We start from the raw sequence: 17,781 nt of genomic DNA on the forward strand, positions 1-17,781 counted from the left end.
GTATCCGCCTTTGCCGGGGCATTTGAAATGCGCCTCTAGAACTTGACTGTCGCCTGAACCACTACCCCGATAATCCGGCAGTTTTGATCAAACAGGGTTTTAGGATAAGTCGGGTTAAGTGGCTTCAGGTAACGTTGACCGCTCTCTTCGATCAACTGCCGAAATGTCGTCGCCTCTGACTCAGGGGTAAGGGCAATCACCATTTTGCCTGGCGTGGCCTCAATATCCGGATCGACCAGAATCATCATCCCTTGCGCGATGCTGACCCCCACCGGTGCGGTCATGGCATCCCCCGTCACCTGTAACCAAAACGCAGCCCCTTTGGCGTAATGATCACTGACCTCGAATATCGTACCGGGCGGGACAGGATAGCCCGGCAGCACCTTTTCGCTAACCTGACCTGCCGTAATCCAGTCTCTCACCGGATAACGGAATGCCGAGGTGATCTCATAGGTGTATTCGTCAGCGCCAGGCGTGTCGCCTGCGTGGCTACGCTCGCGAATCACCAGAGCGACTTCAAGGTGCTCAAGCCCGAGGGCATGCAGCACGTTGTTCATCGTCGGCAAGTCGGGTTGACGGCGTTTATTGAGCCAATGGCCGACTCCGCCCTGGGAAGCCCCGACGCGTTCGGCTAGTTTCTCTTGCGTGAGTTTGAGCTCGCGCAATTTGGTTCTGACTAAAGCGATCCATTTATCCATCTGCCGAACAATACGGATTGATTTCGACGCAACAATACACACATTGTATTATTTATTTTTAATCAATTAATACTCACTGTACTAATCTTGCCTGGCTGATTCGATTAACTCCTGAAACGCAGGTAAATCATGACTTCACTTACAAAAAGCCCGCAGAAAAACGAGTCCGATTCTGAGCTTGATTCCCTTAAGGACACCGTCGCGACACAACGTGCGCTCGACTATTATTTGAAACCATCTGTTTCCCAGCACACGATGGAAAAAAAAGTGTTCCAGGTGAGCAGTGACGTCAGTCAGGAAGAAGCCTTGCTCCATGCATCAGATTATCTGCGATGTGGAATTGCCAGCGCTCATGGTGCGGCCGAGCATCTGCATGGCCCTCAACGGGACTTGCTGCTGAGCCTCGCGTTCTTCATGGAGTCATCCAAGCAACTGGTGGACAGAGCCATTGATGTACAGCCGCTGTCTGCCCATTGATGCCAGAAAAGGCGCCGGTGGCCGATCAGGACACCCGCGCCCCTCTCATCAAGCGTTAAGACGTTCTTGAGCAAGGCTATCGGCGATGCGCGTGGTGTTTTTATCCTGAGCTTTGGCCCTTAGAAAGATCTGACGCAAAGTCTCTCCAATACCTTCAACGTGCTGACGAACTTGTTCGGGCGTGCCACCGTTGTACTCGTAGGACACGTCAATAATGCCGCCCGCGTTGATCGCGTAATCCGGTGCATGCAGGCAACCCCGTCGCCACAGTTCATCAGCATGGGAGGTTTTGGCCAACTGATTATTGGCAGCACCTGCAATCACTGGCGCACGCAGTAACTGCAAGGTGTCATCGTTGATGATTGCCCCCATCGCGCAAGGCGAAAATACATCGACGTCAAGCCCGTAGATGTCTTGGGCACTCACTGGATGAGCCCCCAGTTCGTCGATTGCGCGACGCACGTTGGCCTCCTGGATATCGTGGACCCACAGCTCAGCGCCCGCCTCTTTCAATTGTCTGGCGAGGTTGAAACCCACCTGACCAAGGCCCTGAATGGCCACCCGCAGCCCCGCCAGGTCACTACGACCCAGGCGCTGCAAGACCGCTTCGCGCAGACCGATAAACACCCCAAGCGCCGTTGCCGGAGACGGATCACCACTGCGGGTGCCGCCGCCCAGTTGCTCACGCGTACCAGCCCCCACCACATGACGGGTGCGCTGGCCCATGAGAGCCATTTCAGTGACGCCGGTGCCGGAATCCGCAGCCGTGATGTAACGCCCACCCAGGCTCTCGACAAAGCCACCCATCGCCTGGAACAGCGCTTCGCTCTTGTCCTTGCGCGGATCGCCAATAATCACCGCCTTGCCACCGCCCAACGGCAAACCGGCCAGCGCCGACTTGTAAGTCATGCCACGGGACAGGCGCAGCACATCGTTCAAGGCTTGCTCTTCATCGGCATAGGGCCACATGCGGCAGCCCCCGAGAGCCGGGCCAAGACGCGTGTTGTGCACCGCAATAATGGCTTTGAGACCCGTGGCTTTGTCATGGCAAAACTGGACGTGTTCGTGGTGATCGAATTCGGGATGAGTAAAAATCGGCATTGCGTTCTCTCTCTTGTTTTTAGCCCGGGAAGCGAGTCAGACCGATAAGTCAGTATCTGACCCGAAGCAGGGTGCGAAGCAAAAGAGTGAAGGTTTTACCTAGGAATTTTCTTTCTATTTTGTAGGAATTGTTCTGCTAATCTGCATGCATCATTCAAAAAAAATAAGAAAACAGATCAGTTCATGCAGATTAAATTAAGCGCTATTGACCGCAAGATTCTTCGCCTGCTGCAACACAATGCCGACCTGTCTGCCGCCGAAGTGGCAGAGCACGTGGAGTTGTCGCAATCGCCCTGTTGGCGCCGCATCCATCGATTGCAAGAAGAAGGCGTCATCGAGCGCAAGGTCGCCCTGCTCAATCCGAAAAAGCTCGGGCTCAATGTGGTGGTGTTCGTCAATGTGCGGTTATCAGGCCACGGGCGGCGCCATCTGACCGAGTTTGAAGAAGCGATCACCGATTACCCCGAAGTGATCGAGTGCTACACGATGGCGGGCGATATGGACTACCTGCTGAAGGTGGTGACCCATGACATCGACAGTTATGAACGCTTTCTACGCGATCACTTGTTGCAGAAGCCGCACGTTCAGGAAGCCCACTCGAATATCGCCATGAGCGAAGTCAAACGCACCACGGAGTTGCTGCTGGCATCGGGATAAAGGCCGCGTAATAGAGCCTTGGGGTGAGGAGTGGAAATTTAATTTCCAAAAAGCGTGGGAAAAAACTTGCTTTGCAAATGATAATGATTACTATTGCATGCAGCTGGTCGCGAGATCAGTCGATAATTCAAGGGACCTTAGGTCGGTCTTTTGAATTACCTCCTCATCAGGCTAATCACGGTTATTTGACCCGGCTTCTAGCCGGGTCTTTTTTTTTGCGGCCAGTTATCTGGCTCTGCGTGCTTCAGGCTAATGAAGTCTTGTGTGCGGCCGGTTTTTTTCGGTGACCGCTACGATGCCGACGATGATAGCAAAAGAACATCGGGAAACGGAAGCCTGAAGTCCTGGACTATGGCCGTAATGGCAATCTAGCACTTGAGAATCACTCGCAAAAACCCTACACTTGCGCAGCGTCAAGGACGACGCCCCCTTCGTTTTTCCCTCCATCTTATTGTCCAAAATTCCGTATTGGCCTAATGCCATTGCACTGTACAGTAACGCCCACAACTATCAGATTTCGGGATTTTGACGATGACTGTGGCGCCCTCTTCACTTCATATCAGCAGTGACTTCGACAGCGGCAATGTCCAGGTGCTGGATGCCAGTAATCCGCTGCAGGTAAAACTGGCCATCAAACCAGATACCAAAAGCCCGCATTTTCAGTGGTTCCACTTCAAGGCCGATGGCCTGACACCGGGACACACGCACCATTTCCAATTAAGCAACGCCGGCCAGTCTTCCTATAACAAAGCGTGGGATGGTTATCAGGCGGTGGCTTCGTACGACCATGAAAACTGGTTCCGCGTACCGAGCGATTTCGACGGTACCTCGTTGAACGTTCGCCTTGCCGCCGAGCAGCCTCAGGCCTGGTTCGCCTACTTCGAACCTTACAGCCGCGAACGCCACGATCAGTTGATCAAGAACGCCCTGCAGTGGTCAGGCTGCCAGTTGCTGGCCACCGGTAAAAGTGCCGAGGGGCGGGATATCCAGTTGTTGCGCAAAGGCAACGGCGCCAGCCACAAACGCAAGATCTGGATCATCGCCCAGCAGCACCCGGGCGAACACATGGCCGAATGGTTTATGGAAGGCATTTTCGAACGCCTGGAACAGGGCAGCGATCCCCAAATGCGCAAGCTGCTGGACTTTGCCGACCTGTACCTGATCCCGAACATGAACCCGGACGGCGCGTTTCACGGGCACTTGCGCACCAATGCCAATGGCCAGGACTTGAACCGCGCCTGGCAAAACACCAGCCCCCAGGTCAGCCCTGAAGTGTTCTTCGCCCTGGAGCAAATGACCCACTACGGTGTCGATCTGTTCCTGGATATCCACGGCGACGAAGAAATCCCCTATGTGTTCACGGCGGGCTGTGAAGGCAATCCTGGCTACACCCCTCGCCTGGCGACCCTGGAGGAACGTTTTCGCAGCCACCTCAGCGGCCTGACCAAAGACTTTCAGACTGCCCATGGCTACACCCGCGACGAGCCGGGCCAAGCCAACATGACCCTGGCCTGCAACAGCGTCGGCCAGCGCTTCGACTGCCTGTCGCTGACGCTGGAAATGCCGTTCAAGGACAACAACGATGCGCCGAACCCGCAAACCGGCTGGGATGGAAAACGCTCGAAGCAGTTGGCCAAGGACGTGCTGACCACCCTGTCGGCCATGGTCAGGGAACTGCGTTAAAAGCCCACATCCAGCACCACGTTGTCGGTATAGGTACCCGCTGGCGGCGTGGTCTGGTCGGTGTAGATTTTGGCGTTGTAGTTGAAAATCTGACTGCCATTGCCCAACCCGTTACCGGGAAAAAACTCGGCCGACGAACTCGCCCGTCGAGCGGCGCCCACACTGACGGGGCGTGCGCCATCGCCCAACCCTACCGGGTAGGCACTGCCCTTGGTGCAGTTGACACTGATGGTCTGGCTGGCCGTTGAAAACGCGCTGACCACCGGTGCGGGTGCGCTGCCAAAACTGATCGAAGGTGCGCTGATGCATGCATTGCAGCGTCACCCCACCCGCCAGCGCCACAGTCACTGCTGCGGTGGACAACGCCGAATTCGTCCCGAAATTCAGGCTGCCATAAAGCCCTCCGGCCCTGTTTACCAGGCAGCCCGCCACGATGCTCGTGCTGACTGGCAACGTTGCTGACAGGCGCATTGGCCGGCAACGGTATTTGACGGGCCGGGTCACGAAAGAGTCGAAAAGGGATGGGAGGGCTACCCGGCCCCAGGGCCAAATAGCGAACATCAGCGGTGTCACCATGCTGGCCGCCATCGATCTGAATTTGATAGGTGGTGTCAGGGTTGCACTCAAGGGAGACGACGGCCCGTCCAGCTACGTAAGAAATTAAGCAAAGTTATGTTAAGTACAACTTTTAGCTTACGCCAACGGGTGCAAATACTCGGCCACAGGTCGAATAGTCGTTATTATGCGCGACACTTTTTGCGCCACCCACGAGTAACCGACCCTGCTTATGGATACCCTCGCTAAACTGCGCGCCGGCCAATTGGCGGGCCTCAAACGTCTTGATCTGTCGTGCGGACTTACCGAGTTCCCGGACGAAATTTTCCAGCTTGCCGACTCCCTGGAAATTCTCAACCTCAGCGGTAACGCCCTGAGCAGCTTGCCCGACGACCTGCATCGCCTGAGCCATTTGCGCATCCTGTTTTGCTCGGACAATCAGTTCACCGAGCTGCCAGCATGCCTGGGGCAGTGCGCACAGTTGAGCATGATTGGCTTCAAGGCCAACCGCATCGAAAGCGTACCCGGCACCGCGCTGCCGCCTTTGCTGCGCTGGCTGATCCTGACCGACAACTGCATCGAACAATTACCCGAAGAACTGGGCCAGCGACCCCTGCTGCAAAAGCTGATGCTGGCCGGTAATCGCCTGCAGCAGCTGCCCGGCAGCCTGGCCAGTTGTGAGCGCCTGGAATTGATCCGCTTGGCTGCCAACCAATTCAGCGAGCTGCCCGACAGGCTGCTGGCACTGCCGAGCCTGAGCTGGCTGGCCTACGCTGGCAATCCGTTGCGTGAAGATGCCAGCGCTCATCGCCCGCCTGACCACACGCCGGATATTGATTGGTCGCACCTTGAGCTTGAGCACAAGTTGGGCGAAGGCGCTTCAGGGATCATTTATCAAGCCCGGTGGACTGCCCCCGGTCAGGCGGACCAGTCAGTTGCCGTCAAGCTGTACAAGGGCAGCATCACCAGCGACGGCTCGCCCCTCAATGAAATGAATGCCTGCATCGCTGCGGGGCAACACCCCAACCTGATCAAGGTATTGGGCCGTGTGGCGGGGCATCCTGACAACCAGGCCGGTCTGGTCATGGAGCTGATCGACCCGTCATTCATCAACCTTGCGGCCCTGCCCAGTTTTGATACCTGTAGCCGCGACGTGTATGCCAACAGCACCCGGTTTACCGGCGAAAGTGCCTTGCGCATCGCTCGCGGCATAGCCTCGGCGGCAGGCCATTTGCACGCGCAGGGCATCTGTCATGGCGATTTGTACGGGCACAATATTCTGTTCAATGCCCAAGGCGAATGCCTGCTGGGGGATTTTGGCGCCGCGTGCTTCTACGCCATTGACGACAGTCCGCACAGCCGTGCGCTGCAACGCATTGAAGTGCGAGCATTCGGGATTTTATTGGGGGAATTGCTGGAGCGTATCGACTCGGGCCTGAGCGATCAGCAGCGCAGTGACCTGCAAGGCCTGCAACAGCGTTGCATCCAGCCTGACGTGTTGGCACGGCCGGGGTTTGTTCAAATCAGTCAGGAACTGGCATGAAAACCTGTAGCCGCTGACGAGGAACGAGGCTGCGATAAGGGCTGAAAGAGGTTCAACCCATCGCAGCCTCGCTACGCTCCTCAGCGACTACAGAAGAGCGTTGCTTCAGACTCAGGCCAACGCCACAAACATGTCCTGCACGTCGTCCTGCTCTTCCAGCTTGGCCAGGAACTCCTGGACTTCAGCCATTTGCTCGTCAGTCAGACCACTGACCGGGTTTTTCGGCTGGTAGCCCAACTTGGCCGACAACACGGTGAAGCCCTGCTCAGGCAGTGCTTTTTGTACGGTGTCCAGGTCAGTCGGTTCAGTGATGAACAAGGTAGTGCCTTCTTCTTCACCTTCTTCGAAGTCCTGAGCGCCCGCTTCGATTGCGGCCATTTCAGGATCTGCGTCCGGGGTATCAGGCTTGGCTTCGATCATGCCAACGTGGTTGAAGTCCCACGCCACCGAACCCGAAGCACCCAGCTGCCCCTTGCGGAAGGCAACACGGATTTCAGCCACGGTACGGTTGATGTTGTCCGTCAGGCACTCAATGATCAGCGGTACCTGGTGAGGTGCAAAACCTTCATAGGTGACACGATGGTATTGCACGGCTTCAGTACCGATACCGGCACCTTTATTGATCGCGCGCTTGATGGTGTCAGCTGGCATCGAGGCTTTCTTGGCCTGTTCATAAACCAGACGCAAGTGCGAGTTCATGTCCGGATCGGCGCCGTTGCGCGCAGCAACCGTCAGTTCCTTGGCCAACTTGCCAAAAATCTTGCCACGGCTGTTGGCGGCGTCCGCTTTATGTTTAACCTTCCACTGTGCGCCCATTACTCACTCTCTCAATCGGGTGTGTCGCGGCATATCGGCCGTCGAATGGGCGCAAGTTTATACGCCCGCAAGTCGGCAATCGACCAAAAAATCCAATCGCTGCCTGCTTAAGCCTTGCCCAGCTCCATAAACGCCTTGATCAGCCGCAACTCGGCGCGCCGTTCCATGCAACCCAGCATATGCAGGTTGACGAGCCCCGCACCGTTGATCGGCACCGCACACACTCGAGGGTCATGGCTGACTTCTACCGACGACACAATGCCCACACCGAGCTGTGCTGCCACGGCCTCGGTAACGGCTTCACGACTGTCCAGCTCCAGCAACACCCGCGGGGTGACCCCGGCCTGAGCACAGGCGCTGTCAAAGGTGCGACGGGTAATCGACGTCGGTTCACGCAACACCATGATCACCTGGTCCAATTGTGAAATAGCGATGCCATCCGGCAAAGCCTGCCATGGGTGATTGGCCGGCACCAAGGCGCATATCCGCGACTCATCCAACGGACGCAAGGTCAGGCCTTTGCGCGGTTCTACTTCCGTCAGCACGGCTACATCGACATGTTCCGACAACAACGCCGCCAAGGTTTCCTGGGCATTGCCCAAACGCAAGTTCACGGTTATTCCCGGATAACGCGCCCGCAGGCCAGCCAGCATCGGCATCACCAGATGCGGGCCGTCGGCCGCTACCTCAAGCCGCCCGGTGAGCAGTTGGCGATTGGCCTCCAGCATGACCTGTGCCTCATCCACCAAACCAAACATGGCTCGCGTGATGGCCGCCAGCCTGGTGCCTTCTTCAGTCAGCTCCACACGCCTGGCCGTACGTCGCAGCAAGGTGATCTGGTAGTGCTCCTCAAGCGCCTTGATGTGCCCCGTAACGGCTGGCTGGCTGATAAAAAGTCGGGCCGCAGCCCGGGTAAAACTGCCTTCTCGGGCCACCGCGTCAAAGGCACGAAGCTGAAATAAATTCATGCATAACCCTCACTGATGGCTGGCATAACAACAAACAATTTGATTGATATCAACTCAAACTGCAATTTATGCCCTGTAACCAGTAGCCATCCAATGCTTGCGAGAATTTCAGAATGAGTACTGCCGCGCCGATCCTGCTGACCCCTGGCCCACTGACGACGTCGGCGCGAACCCGCCGGGCGATGATGGTCGACTGGGGTTCCTGGGATGACAGTTTCAACCAGCTGACTGCCAGCCTCTGCGAGCAACTGCTGGCCATTATCAACGGCGGGATCAGCCATCACTGTGTGCCTCTGCAAGGCAGCGGCACCTTCGCCGTCGAGGCCGCCATCGGTACCCTTGTGCCACGAGATGGCAATGTGCTCGTACTGATCAACGGCGCCTACGGCAAGCGACTGGCCAGGATCTGCGAAGTGCTGGGGCGTCGTTTCAGCACCTTTGAAACGGCTGAAGACCAGCCCACCACCGCTGCCGACGTAGACCGCCTTCTGCGTGCCGACCCGAGCATCACCCATGTGGCCCTGATTCACTGCGAAACCAGTACCGGGATTCTTAATCCGCTGCCCGAAATTGCAGCGGTCATTGCTCAACAAGGTAAACGTCTGATCATCGACGCCATGAGTTCTTTCGGCGCCCTGCCCATCGATGCACAGCAAGTCCCTTTCGACGCGCTGATCGCAGCGTCCGGCAAATGCCTGGAGGGGGTACCGGGCATGGGGTTTGTCTTCGCCCGCAAAGAGGCGCTGCAGAACGCATCGGGCAACAGTCACTCACTGGCGATGGACTTGTTTGATCAGCACGCCTATATGACCAAAACAGGCCAATGGCGCTTCACTCCACCCACACACGTGGTCGCGGCCTTGCACGAAGCCCTGCTGCAGTACAACGAAGAAGGCGGTTTACCAGCACGCCACCAGCGTTATGCCAACAACTGCCAGACGCTACTCGACGGCATGGCCGCCCTGGGTATTCGCAGCTTCCTGCCCGAGGCCATTCAGGCTCCGGTTATCGTCACCTTCCATGCGCCCAAAGATCCGCGCTACCAGTTCAAGGAGTTCTACGAACGCGTGAAAGCCAAGGGCTTCATCTTGTACCCGGGCAAATTGACCCAGGTCGAAACCTTCCGTGTGGGCTGCATAGGCCACGTCAATCAGGCCGAGATCCAGGCTGCGGTGAATGCCATAGGCCAAGTGCTACATGAGATGGAAGTCTTCGACATTTGATGGTGTGGGACAGGCTAGAACAACCCAAATTACTTCGTGCGGCCCTGCCCGCTCTTACAGGATTGACTGACATGAACTACACCAACCCAAGCAAGCTGCAAGCCGCCATTCTCGACTGGGCAGGCACGGTGGTCGATTTTGGCTCATTCGCCCCTACGCAAATTTTCGTCGAAGCCTTTGCCGAGTTCGACGTACAGGTCTCTATCGAAGAAGCACGCGGCCCGATGGGCATGGGCAAGTGGGATCATATTCGTACCCTGTGCGACCAGCCACAGATCACCGAGCGCTACAAAAAAGTATTTGGCCGCGCGCCAACTGACGAAGACGTGACCGCGATCTACCAACGCTTCATGCCACTGCAGATCGCAAAAATTGCCGAACACTCGGCGCTGATTCCCGGCGCACTGGAAACCATCGCCAATCTGCGTGATGAGGGGATCAAGATCGGTTCATGCTCGGGCTACCCGGCGCAAGTAATGACCAAAGTCGTTGAACTGGCTGCCACCAATGGCTACGTCGCCGATCACGTAGTGGCCACTGACGAAGTGCCAAATGGCCGCCCCTGGCCTGCTCAGGCACTGGCCAACGTGATCGCGCTGGGCATTGATGATGTGGGCGCCTGCGTAAAAATCGACGACACCGTGCCGGGCATCCTTGAAGGTCGCCGTGCAGGCATGTGGACGGTCGCACTGGTGTGTTCCGGAAACGCCCTGGGCCTGACCTACGAGCAGTACAAGGCGCTGGATGCCGCCACGCTGGACAGTGAGCGCTCCCGCATCCACGCCCTGTTCGCGGGCTCGCGCCCCCACTACCTGATCGACACCATCAGTGACCTGCCGCACGTCATTGCAGACATCAACCAGCGTCTGGCCAATGGCGAAATGCCACAAAGCAGCTGAGTGAAATAAAAAAACGCGGCAGCCCTGAGTCAGGCCTGCCGCGTTTTTGATGAGAAAGACTCAGAGCTTGTGTTGCTGCTCGACCCATTTGGCAAAGTCGTCGATGAATTTTTGCAAAAACGGTCGGGTTTTTTCTGACAGCTTGCCAGACGCATCAAATGCATCCCCCGCACCACCCAGGTACGCCTCAGGCTGTTGCATGCACGGAACATTGAGGAAAACCAGCGACTGGCGCAAATGCTGGTTTGCCCCAAAGCCACCAATGGCCCCCGGCGAAACACTGATCACCGCACCCGGTTTGCCGCTGAACACACTTTGGCCATAGGGACGCGAACCGACATCTATCGCGTTTTTCAACACGCCGGGCACCGAGCGATTGTATTCAGGGGTCACAAACAGCACGGCATCGGCAGGGCGTATCTGATCGCGAAACGTGCTGTAAGGCGCAGGAGGCGGCGTGACATCAATGTCTTCGTTATAGAGGGCCAGTTCGCCGATTTCGACAATATTCAGTTTCAAATTTGCCGGAGACAGTTCTGCCAGAGCAAGGGCGACTTTTCGATTGAGGGAGTCTTTCCTCAGACTGCCGACCAACACCGCAACGTTGTAGACCTTGCTCATAGAAAACCCCGAGTCTGTGGCTATAGGAAGAGTAGTTATAGATGATCGGACGCCTTTCTTGCACCCCAGTTCACCCTATCTGCCTGCAAGCCTGTAAAGTAGCAGGACTATTTTTTTCACATTGCTAAACTTCCCCTACTGATCAACGGTCTACAGAACCGCAAATTGGGTGTTTATCTCCAGAGGTTCTCTACAAATGGCGGCAGTTCTCGTTGGGCAATTTCATGCAAGGGATGCGGAAGGACGCGTCTATTCCGTGCATGAATTTGAAGATACACAAGCGACAGGCGAGCAACCGGTAAAAACGTACAAGCTGGCCATTGGCGATCGCGTCAAAAAGAACGATGACAACACCTTCGAGCTCGTACAGTCGGGCGTCGTACTGGTTCGAGATCCTTCTCCGGTTGTCGCAGCCTGACCTGCAGCCCACGGCATATCGCTGAAGTCAAAGGATGAGACTTGGGTCAGGCTTCGTCACGCTGAAACCTCATCTGCCGGACATGGACTTCACGCATGCGTTTACGCCACATCGAAGTGATACAAGCGATCTTGCAAACCGGCAACCTCGGCCATGCTGCCGAGTTGCTGCAATTGCCCGCGGCCACCCTCAGCGCCACGCTGCAAGAGGCCGAGCAGCAATTGGGCTTCATGCTGTTTGCCAGTGTTCGCGGGCGGCTTCAAGCCACCCGCGACACCCTTGTGCTCCAGCCCCACATCAACCAGCTGTACCAGGCACTTGAGCCGCTGCGCCAGCTTGGCAACGACTTGCGCCAGCATCAGGAGCCAGCCTTGCGTGTGGCCTGCAGCGAAACCCTGGCACACACCCTTCTGCCTTACTGCATAGGTGCCCTCAGGCGCCGCTTCCCCGATACGCCAACCACCTTGAGCAGCCAGCCTTGCGCCGAAATTGTGCGCCGCCTGTTGATGGACGAGTGCGATCTTGGCCTGAGCCTGCAGTCATCGGAACAACCCGGGATCGACTGCCAGCCTCTGGTTCAAGGCAAAGTACAGTTTTTGGCCCCTCACGGCTGGTTGTCCCCCAAGCACAAATACATCGCGCTGCAAGAATTGGCCGGCCAGGCAATGATTGGCCTGCAGCAGCACGACCCTTTGAGCCGCCTGCTCGACGGCAAACTGCAAGCCTTGCGCCCGATGCCTGTGGTGCAGATTCAGGTTCAGAGTTACCAGATGATGCGCAGCCTGGTGGAAGCCGGGGAAGGATTGGCTTTGGTCGACCCGTTCACGGCCGTAGGCGCCAAGACCAGCGGTCTGGATGTGTGCCCCGTGTCACCGGCTATCCCGGTGACACTCTATGGGCTGACACGCAAAGACGCGCAACCCGGACCTGCGCTCAAGGCATTGCTCGATATCGTGCGCCATAAAGCCGAGGCATTACTGGCTGATCAGGGGTTGGTGGTGCTTTAACACCCGCCCGCTTGGCGTTCAGGGTAGTGAGTCGCGGCTCTCAAAAATCAGATACCAGAAAATCGCCACTTCGCTGGTGTGCGGATCAATACCGCGATAACGCAGATAATCGATGCCTCCCACCTGATACCCGCAACGCTCATACAACCGGCAAGCGCCGAGGTTGTTGTTTTGGGTCTCCAGCATGATCCCCGGCAGATTTTTTTTGCGGCTCCAGAACTTGACCACATCCAGCAATGATTTGGCCACGCCATGGCGGCGGGCGCCGGCAATCACGGCCAGCTCATCCACGTGGGCGAAGCCATTCCAGTTGGTGCTCACCACCACATGCCCGACCGGCTGATTGTCCAGATAGGCCATGAAAATGTCGCTGTCCTTGCCCCCGCGATAGCTGGCAAATTCATCAGGGTCGATGCCGTAGCACTTGCGATAAGGCGTGATCAGGTCCAGTGGCCAGTGCTCGACTTTTTTATTGCGGTCGGCACGGGCGTAGGCGCGAACCTCAAAGCTGAAATCGTTGCACCACACATACGGCGCAAAGCCTTCATCAGCCAAACGTACTGAGACTTGAGGGTCTTTGGGGTTCATAACCAGGTGCATGAAAAATCCTTCTTTCTTGTCGTCGATGCTGACAATGGGCTGCTGCGCACCCCATCGCCCGCCTGCGCCAGCGACTACAAGGTCGGCGAAGGCTATTGCAGCGTCTGTCCCTTGGCGTCGAGGAGTTGGGTCCACAACGAAGGGGCGCCAGCCGATTTGGCAATGGCTTCAAGACGAGCCGCATGCTCGGCCAAGTCGCTTTCACTTGCACGAATAATCCGACCCGGATGACGGTCTGCCGACAAGCGGCGAATTTCACTGGCCTGATTGCCCGAGCCTTCGCCCGAACCATTGCCGTCAGAAGCATTGCCCGCCAGTGACAGGCTGGTTTGACCACCGGTCATGGTCAGATAAACGTCTGCCAGGATCTCGGAGTCGAGCAACGCGCCGTGTAATTCACGACCCGAGTTATCGACGCCATAGCGTTTGCACAAGGCATCAAGGCTGTTGCGCTGCCCCGGGTGACGGGCCCGCGCCATCGCCAGGGTATCGAGGATTGTGCAGTGGCGAGTGAGATCGGCCCGATCCGTCTGCCCGATCAGGGCAAACTCGTTATTCAAAAAGCCCACGTCAAACGCGGCGTTATGAATGATCAACTGAGCGCCCTTGATGAATTCAAAAAACTCATCGGCCACTTCAGCAAAACGGGGCTTGCCCACCAGAAACTCATTGGTAATGCCGTGGACGCCAATGGCGCCCTCGTCACTTTCGCGGTCGGGCTGCAGGTACACGTGAAAATGCCTGCCGGTCAAGCGACGTCCCATCAACTCGACGCAACCGATCTCGATCACGCGGTGGCCGTCGGTGACCGGCATACCGGTGGTTTCGGTATCCAGTACAACACTACGCATGCTTGATTCCCCGCACCTGATCTACCCCACGGTTGGCCAACTGGTCAGCGCGCTCGTTGCCAGGATGACCAATGTGTCCGCGTACCCATTGCCACTTCACGGTATGACGGTTGACCTGCTCATCGAGCAACTTCCACAGATCGGCGTTCTTCACCGGTTCCTTGGAAGCCGTTTTCCATCCGCGTTTTTTCCAGTTGACCATCCATTCGGTGATGCCTTTCATCACGTACTGGGAGTCGGTCACCAGCAACACTTCACACGGACGCTTGAGCTCTTCAAGCCCACGAATGGCGGCCATCAGTTCCATGCGGTTATTGGTGGTATTGGCTTCGCCGCCCCAGAGCTCTTTTTCAACGCCCTGGCAGACCAGCAAGGCACCCCAGCCACCCGGGCCAGGATTACCCTTGCAGGCACCATCGGTGAACATTTCAACGCTATCGATCATTACAAACTATCCAGAAAAGGCTGCTTATGGCCTGACCATCAGCAATGGTCAGTACCTGAGCCGGGCTAACCCGGCCCAACATAAATTAAGATTCGGTGTGGGGCCGATTAACCTTGGCCATCTGCAGGGGAATCAGCTTGCCCATCGGTTCCCGACGCAAAGGATTGACCGGGCGCAAGCCCACCACCATTTTGCGTGCGACCAGTACATAGAAGCCGCCACCGGCCAATTGCCAGCTGCCAGCCTTGCGCTCCCAGCCTGAAAAACGGCTCTGCCACGCTTTGGATGCAAGCGGCGGACGATAGCATCCGAAGCGGCGTTTCTCCAGCGCAAAGCCCAGTAGATTCAGCCAGTCGGCGACGCGTGAAGGTGAAATGCAACGCGCCTTGCGCAGGGCATCCTTGGCGAACACATGGCGTAACCCCCAACTGCTCCAGGGGTTGATTCCGACAATCAACAAATGTCCGCCGGGTCGCACGCTGCTGGCTGCTTCGCGTAACAAACCATGGGGCGAGAGGCAAAAATCCAGGCCGTGCTGCAACACCACCACATCCGCTGCATGCTCACACAACGGCCAGGCCTGCTCTTCACAAATGATTTCAACCCCCGGCAGAGGCGCTCCAAGACGCACACTGCGGCGCACTTGCGCAGCCTGGGGCGGGGATTCGGCGCCAGGGCCGTAATGCACCAGATAGCCGCCGAAAAAGCGCCCCAGCTCGTCCTCAAGCACACGTTGCTCATCTTCGAGCAACAACTGCCCAAGGGGCCCGGACAGCCATTCGCGCGCAGAACTGATCAGCGCCAGCCACTCAGGGTCTGCCTGAGCCAATGCTTTATCGATCATCGCTCCTCCAACTCGCCATCTACCTATCACAAGTCCTAAGATGCGCCATTGTTTCGCACTTGGGAATTGCACCATGTTACAGATCGACGCCCTGCCCGCCTTCAACGACAACTACATCTGGCTGTTACAGGACACCATACAAAAGCGCTGCGCCGTGGTCGATCCGGGTGATGCCGCGCCTGTTATGGACTGGCTGGTCCGGCACCCGGACTGGGTACTGAGCGACATTCTGGTCACCCATCACCACTTCGATCATGTGGGGGGTGTTGCGCAATTGCATGATCATACTGGCGCCAAGGTCTGGGGCCCGGCACTTGAGACCATCCCGGCCCGACAAGTGGCACTCAACGACGGCGACCGTATCGACGTGCTGGGCCTTGAGTTCCTGGTATCGCTGGTACCCGGCCACACGCTCGGGCACATCGCCTACTATCACGGCGACCCGGCCGGACCCGTGCTGTTTTGCGGCGACACCCTGTTCGCCGCCGGATGTGGCCGACTGTTTGAAGGCACTCCCGAACAAATGCACCACTCCTTGAGCCGCCTGGCTGCGCTGCCTGCTCACACCGCCGTGTATTGCACCCACGAATACACCCTGAGCAATTTACGCTTCGCCCAAGCGGTCGAACCCGCCAATGCGGATATTGCCGCGCGAGTCGAACAAGTCACGCAATGGCGTGCCGAAGGTCGCATCAGCTTGCCATCATCCATAGGCCTCGAATTACTCACAAATCCCTTTTTAAGGGTTAATGAAACATCTGTTAAAGAAAAAGCTGACGAGTGGAACTCCCTCGACAACGACTCGCCCAGTGCTGTCTTTGCCAGTCTGCGCAGCTGGAAAGACACGTTCTAAAACGGGCTGCGGTTGGCACAAAAATTCTGAACAGTTGACCGCACCCCCCCTGCTTTCTAGAATCCCCCGACATTTTTTCCTGAAACTATCCCTCAGCCAATGTCGTCATTTAAAGGTTACTCCATCAATTCAGACGCATTGACGCGCTTGGTTAAAGCCATCGCGGTGGCTGTGTCCGCCACTCTCGCGGGCTGCCAATCCATGGATCATTCGGCGCAAACCACCGAACGGGCCAGCCTTAAAATCGCCAAACGCATCCCTCAAGAGCCGCTCTGGCTCAGCGAAAAGCCTAGCCCCGTTGCCCCGCAAGATGTCTGGGAGCGGATGCGCCAGGGCTTCAAGTTGCAGGACGGCCAGAACGTTAACCCCCGCATTGAACAACAGCGCTTGTGGTTCGCCAGCAACCCGTCATTCCTAGAAAACGCGGGTGAGCGCGGCAGCCTTTATATCCACTACATCGTGGAACGCCTTGAAGAGCGCAACATGCCGCTGGAACTGGCTCTGTTGCCAGCCATCGAAAGCGCCTACAACCCAATGGCGTATTCACACGCCAATGCGGTCGGCCTCTGGCAATTTATTCCTTCGACAGGCCGCTATTTCAATTTGCGTCAAACCCGTGCCTACGATGGCCGCCGTGACATCACCGCTTCGACCCTGGCAGCCCTGAACTACCTGAACCGCCTGCACGACATGTTCAACGGTGACTGGCTGCTGGCGCTGGCGGCTTATAACGCCGGCGAAGGCACCGTAAGCCGGGCCATTGAACGCAATGAAAAGCTCGGTTTGCCGACCGACTACTGGAACCTGCCACTGCCGCAGGAAACCAAAGACTACGTCCCTAAACTGCTGGCCCTGTCCCAGGTGGTGCTGGCCCCTGAAGCCTACGGCATCAACCTGAACCCGATCGCCAACGAACCCTACTTCGAAATGGTCGAAATCAAACAGTCCATGGATTTGTCCCGCGTGGCAGCCCTGGCCGAGATCGACGAAGACGAGATGTTCCAGCTGAACCCGGCTTATAAGCAGCGTGCCACCACCGACGGACCGCAACACCTGCTTGTACCCACCTCCAAAGCGCAATTGCTGACCGCCAGCCTTTCCAACCTCAAGCCTGAAGAACTCGTTAGCCTGCGTCCTAAAAAGCCTGTATTTGACACCATTGCGAGCACCAAGCCCGCACAGCTGAGCCGCAAGTACCGGGTTAAAAGTGGCGACAACCTGACGTTGATCGCCAAGGCCAACAAGGTTGATGTCAAAGACTTGCAGCACTGGAACAAACTGAGCGGCAACAACCTCAAGGCCGGCCAGATCCTGGTCATGCAGGACTCACGCAAACCTTCTGGCAGAAAACCTACACAATACAAGGTCCAGAAAGGCGATTCGCTGTACATGGTTGCCAAGCGTTTCAACGTTGAAATGCAACATCTCAAGCGCTGGAATCCAAACAGCGCTAAAGCCCTCAAACCCGGGCAGATGCTGACAGTATCCAAACCGCGTTAAGCACAAGGCTGACCCTGTTGCG

Annotated in this window: 19 protein-coding genes and 2 pseudogenes; 10 read left to right on the forward strand and 11 right to left on the reverse strand. The window is 56.9% G+C overall.

The window, feature by feature from the left end; all coding sequences use genetic code 11:
- Window positions 1-35: 35 nt before the first annotated feature.
- A complete protein-coding gene (locus V6P94_RS20570) occupies window positions 36-698 on the reverse strand; it encodes a LexA family transcriptional regulator (RefSeq protein WP_133077929.1) in 663 nt (220 codons plus the stop codon).
- 129 nt (window positions 699-827) lie between these two features.
- Here V6P94_RS20570 and V6P94_RS20575 point away from each other — a divergent pair, with 129 nt between their 5' ends.
- Window positions 828-1,175, forward strand: a complete 348-nt coding sequence (locus tag V6P94_RS20575; protein ID WP_133077930.1) for a DUF6124 family protein — start codon at window positions 828-830, stop codon at window positions 1,173-1,175.
- Between the two features lie 48 nt (window positions 1,176-1,223).
- Here the strand turns inward: V6P94_RS20575 and V6P94_RS20580 are convergent, their stop codons facing one another.
- Window positions 1,224-2,276: a Glu/Leu/Phe/Val dehydrogenase dimerization domain-containing protein gene (locus V6P94_RS20580; protein WP_133077931.1), complete on the reverse strand. Its 1,053-nt coding sequence runs from the start codon at window positions 2,274-2,276 to the stop codon at window positions 1,224-1,226.
- A gap of 183 nt (window positions 2,277-2,459) precedes the next feature.
- On the opposite strand from V6P94_RS20580, the gene V6P94_RS20585 reads away from it, so the two are divergent.
- Together V6P94_RS20585 and V6P94_RS20590 are read left to right on the forward strand one after the other, a co-directional pair.
- Complete coding sequence (locus V6P94_RS20585; RefSeq protein WP_133077932.1) at window positions 2,460-2,933, forward strand: Lrp/AsnC family transcriptional regulator; 474 nt, start codon at window positions 2,460-2,462, stop codon at window positions 2,931-2,933.
- 531 nt (window positions 2,934-3,464) lie between these two features.
- Complete coding sequence (locus V6P94_RS20590) at window positions 3,465-4,616, forward strand: M14-type cytosolic carboxypeptidase (protein WP_338648574.1); 1,152 nt, start codon at window positions 3,465-3,467, stop codon at window positions 4,614-4,616.
- On the opposite strand, the pseudogene V6P94_RS20595 reads toward V6P94_RS20590, so the two are convergent.
- Both V6P94_RS20595 and V6P94_RS20600 read right to left on the reverse strand, forming a co-directional pair.
- Window positions 4,613-4,930: pseudogene (locus V6P94_RS20595) on the reverse strand (spore coat protein U domain-containing protein); the annotation flags it as partial. The gene V6P94_RS20590 and the pseudogene V6P94_RS20595 overlap by 4 nt on opposite strands.
- 143 nt (window positions 4,931-5,073) lie before the next feature.
- A pseudogene (locus V6P94_RS20600) lies at window positions 5,074-5,244 on the reverse strand (spore coat protein U domain-containing protein); the annotation flags it as partial.
- Window positions 5,245-5,403: 159 nt separating this feature from the next.
- Between V6P94_RS20600 and V6P94_RS20605 the strand changes: the two are divergent.
- Window positions 5,404-6,714 (forward strand): protein kinase, encoded by a 1,311-nt coding sequence (locus V6P94_RS20605; RefSeq protein ID WP_338648576.1) that lies wholly within the window; start codon window positions 5,404-5,406, stop codon window positions 6,712-6,714.
- Between the two features lie 111 nt (window positions 6,715-6,825).
- Here V6P94_RS20605 and V6P94_RS20610 read toward each other — a convergent pair whose 3' ends face one another.
- Together V6P94_RS20610 and V6P94_RS20615 are read right to left on the reverse strand one after the other, a co-directional pair.
- Window positions 6,826-7,530, reverse strand: a complete 705-nt coding sequence (locus V6P94_RS20610; protein WP_219262088.1) for a YebC/PmpR family DNA-binding transcriptional regulator — start codon at window positions 7,528-7,530, stop codon at window positions 6,826-6,828.
- A gap of 107 nt (window positions 7,531-7,637) precedes the next feature.
- A complete protein-coding gene (locus V6P94_RS20615; protein ID WP_133077936.1) occupies window positions 7,638-8,498 on the reverse strand; it encodes a LysR substrate-binding domain-containing protein in 861 nt (286 codons plus the stop codon).
- 113 nt (window positions 8,499-8,611) lie between these two features.
- Between V6P94_RS20615 and V6P94_RS20620 the strand changes: the two genes are divergently transcribed.
- A complete protein-coding gene (locus tag V6P94_RS20620; protein WP_338648578.1) occupies window positions 8,612-9,721 on the forward strand; it encodes a 2-aminoethylphosphonate--pyruvate transaminase in 1,110 nt (369 codons plus the stop codon).
- Window positions 9,722-9,792: 71 nt separating this feature from the next.
- Entirely contained in the window at window positions 9,793-10,620 is an 828-nt protein-coding gene (gene phnX, locus V6P94_RS20625) for a phosphonoacetaldehyde hydrolase (RefSeq protein WP_338648580.1), read from the forward strand.
- A gap of 60 nt (window positions 10,621-10,680) precedes the next feature.
- Here phnX and V6P94_RS20630 read toward each other — a convergent pair whose 3' ends face one another.
- The gene (locus V6P94_RS20630) at window positions 10,681-11,241 is read right to left on the reverse strand and encodes an NADPH-dependent FMN reductase (protein WP_133077939.1); all 561 of its coding nucleotides are present in this window, start codon (window positions 11,239-11,241) and stop codon (window positions 10,681-10,683) included.
- Between the two features lie 196 nt (window positions 11,242-11,437).
- Here V6P94_RS20630 and V6P94_RS20635 point away from each other — a divergent pair, with 196 nt between their 5' ends.
- The gene (locus tag V6P94_RS20635) at window positions 11,438-11,659 is read left to right on the forward strand and encodes a hypothetical protein (RefSeq protein WP_133077940.1); all 222 of its coding nucleotides are present in this window, start codon (window positions 11,438-11,440) and stop codon (window positions 11,657-11,659) included.
- Window positions 11,660-11,754: 95 nt separating this feature from the next.
- Window positions 11,755-12,666, forward strand: a complete 912-nt coding sequence (locus tag V6P94_RS20640; RefSeq protein WP_338648583.1) for a LysR substrate-binding domain-containing protein — start codon at window positions 11,755-11,757, stop codon at window positions 12,664-12,666.
- 18 nt (window positions 12,667-12,684) lie between these two features.
- Here the strand turns inward: V6P94_RS20640 and V6P94_RS20645 are convergent, their stop codons facing one another.
- From V6P94_RS20645 to V6P94_RS20660, 4 genes are all read right to left on the reverse strand, one after another.
- A complete protein-coding gene (locus tag V6P94_RS20645) occupies window positions 12,685-13,266 on the reverse strand; it encodes a GNAT family N-acetyltransferase (protein WP_338648585.1) in 582 nt (193 codons plus the stop codon).
- A gap of 92 nt (window positions 13,267-13,358) precedes the next feature.
- On the reverse strand, window positions 13,359-14,117 hold the full coding sequence (gene dnaQ, locus V6P94_RS20650; protein WP_133077943.1) for a DNA polymerase III subunit epsilon: 759 nt from the start codon (window positions 14,115-14,117) through the stop codon (window positions 13,359-13,361).
- Window positions 14,110-14,562, reverse strand: a complete 453-nt coding sequence (rnhA, locus tag V6P94_RS20655) for a ribonuclease HI (protein ID WP_133077944.1) — start codon at window positions 14,560-14,562, stop codon at window positions 14,110-14,112. Before rnhA ends, dnaQ begins: the two co-directional genes overlap by 8 nt.
- An 85-nt stretch (window positions 14,563-14,647) precedes the next feature.
- Window positions 14,648-15,406 (reverse strand): class I SAM-dependent methyltransferase, encoded by a 759-nt coding sequence (locus tag V6P94_RS20660; protein ID WP_133077945.1) that lies wholly within the window; start codon window positions 15,404-15,406, stop codon window positions 14,648-14,650.
- A gap of 73 nt (window positions 15,407-15,479) precedes the next feature.
- Here V6P94_RS20660 and gloB point away from each other — a divergent pair, with 73 nt between their 5' ends.
- Window positions 15,480-16,259 carry a hydroxyacylglutathione hydrolase gene (gene gloB, locus V6P94_RS20665; protein ID WP_338648588.1) on the forward strand — a complete coding sequence of 260 codons (780 nt, stop codon included), beginning with the start codon at window positions 15,480-15,482 and terminating at the stop codon, window positions 16,257-16,259.
- 99 nt (window positions 16,260-16,358) lie between these two features.
- Window positions 16,359-17,759, forward strand: coding sequence for a transglycosylase SLT domain-containing protein (locus V6P94_RS20670; RefSeq protein ID WP_338648590.1), 1,401 nt, complete (start codon window positions 16,359-16,361; stop codon window positions 17,757-17,759).
- Window positions 17,760-17,781: the final 22 nt, after the last annotated feature.

It is taken from the genome of Pseudomonas sp. ML2-2023-3 (genome assembly GCF_037055275.1).
Classification (GTDB): domain Bacteria; phylum Pseudomonadota; class Gammaproteobacteria; order Pseudomonadales; family Pseudomonadaceae; genus Aquipseudomonas.

Bases quoted from the DNA above. Each gene is read 5' to 3' on its own strand.
- V6P94_RS20660 (WP_133077945.1), bottom strand. From the start codon at position 15,406: ATGATCGATAAAGCATTGGCTCAGGCAGACCCTGAGTGGCTGGCGCTG.
- V6P94_RS20645 (WP_338648585.1), bottom strand. From the start codon at position 13,266: ATGCACCTGGTTATGAACCCCAAAGACCCTCAAGTCTCAGTACGTTTG.
- phnX (WP_338648580.1), top strand. From the start codon at position 9,793: ATGAACTACACCAACCCAAGCAAGCTGCAAGCCGCCATTCTCGACTGG.
- rnhA (WP_133077944.1), bottom strand. From the start codon at position 14,562: ATGATCGATAGCGTTGAAATGTTCACCGATGGTGCCTGCAAGGGTAAT.
- V6P94_RS20585 (WP_133077932.1), top strand. From the start codon at position 2,460: ATGCAGATTAAATTAAGCGCTATTGACCGCAAGATTCTTCGCCTGCTG.
- V6P94_RS20615 (WP_133077936.1), bottom strand. From the start codon at position 8,498: ATGAATTTATTTCAGCTTCGTGCCTTTGACGCGGTGGCCCGAGAAGGC.
- V6P94_RS20575 (WP_133077930.1), top strand. From the start codon at position 828: ATGACTTCACTTACAAAAAGCCCGCAGAAAAACGAGTCCGATTCTGAG.
- V6P94_RS20640 (WP_338648583.1), top strand. From the start codon at position 11,755: ATGCGTTTACGCCACATCGAAGTGATACAAGCGATCTTGCAAACCGGC.
- V6P94_RS20620 (WP_338648578.1), top strand. From the start codon at position 8,612: ATGAGTACTGCCGCGCCGATCCTGCTGACCCCTGGCCCACTGACGACG.
- V6P94_RS20610 (WP_219262088.1), bottom strand. From the start codon at position 7,530: ATGGGCGCACAGTGGAAGGTTAAACATAAAGCGGACGCCGCCAACAGC.
- V6P94_RS20580 (WP_133077931.1), bottom strand. From the start codon at position 2,276: ATGCCGATTTTTACTCATCCCGAATTCGATCACCACGAACACGTCCAG.
- V6P94_RS20670 (WP_338648590.1), top strand. From the start codon at position 16,359: ATGTCGTCATTTAAAGGTTACTCCATCAATTCAGACGCATTGACGCGC.
- gloB (WP_338648588.1), top strand. From the start codon at position 15,480: ATGTTACAGATCGACGCCCTGCCCGCCTTCAACGACAACTACATCTGG.
- V6P94_RS20570 (WP_133077929.1), bottom strand. From the start codon at position 698: ATGGATAAATGGATCGCTTTAGTCAGAACCAAATTGCGCGAGCTCAAA.
- V6P94_RS20605 (WP_338648576.1), top strand. From the start codon at position 5,404: ATGGATACCCTCGCTAAACTGCGCGCCGGCCAATTGGCGGGCCTCAAA.
- V6P94_RS20635 (WP_133077940.1), top strand. From the start codon at position 11,438: ATGGCGGCAGTTCTCGTTGGGCAATTTCATGCAAGGGATGCGGAAGGA.
- V6P94_RS20630 (WP_133077939.1), bottom strand. From the start codon at position 11,241: ATGAGCAAGGTCTACAACGTTGCGGTGTTGGTCGGCAGTCTGAGGAAA.
- V6P94_RS20590 (WP_338648574.1), top strand. From the start codon at position 3,465: ATGACTGTGGCGCCCTCTTCACTTCATATCAGCAGTGACTTCGACAGC.
- dnaQ (WP_133077943.1), bottom strand. From the start codon at position 14,117: ATGCGTAGTGTTGTACTGGATACCGAAACCACCGGTATGCCGGTCACC.